This is a genomic window from Streptomyces sp. WM6386 (assembly GCF_000972385.1).
GTDB lineage: Bacteria > Actinomycetota > Actinomycetes > Streptomycetales > Streptomycetaceae > Streptomyces.
The window spans coordinates 1-358 of sequence record NZ_JXTE01000651.1; the positions used below are offsets into that span (position 1 = coordinate 1).

1 pseudogene is annotated in these 358 nt (G+C 68.2%); it reads left to right on the forward strand.

The features are described 5' to 3' along the window. Nucleotides 1–358: pseudogene (locus TN53_RS43100) on the forward strand (TetR family transcriptional regulator); the annotation flags it as partial.

Here is a 358-nt window from a genome sequence, read left to right on the forward strand (position 1 = left end):
CCGCACAGCCGACGTCGGCAGCGCGCGTCATGGCCGTCTTCGATGCCTCACACGCGTGGTCGGCGCAGAACAGCCCCAAGGGGTGCAGCATGGTCAACGCCCACGCCGAGATCAGCGATCCGTCCCATCCGGCCTACGCGATCATCACCGGGCAAAAGCAGTGGATGCTCGCCCTCTTCACCGACCTCGCCGGGGACATCACCCCGGACGGGGGCGACCATCTGGGCCGGACACTCATGCTGCTTCACGAAGGAGCGCTCGTCGCCCACGGCCTGAACATCCTCGCGGACCCCTTCGGCCATGCCCGCGAACAGGCGCAAGCTCTCCTTGCCGCCGCTGGGGACTCCGCGACAAAGCG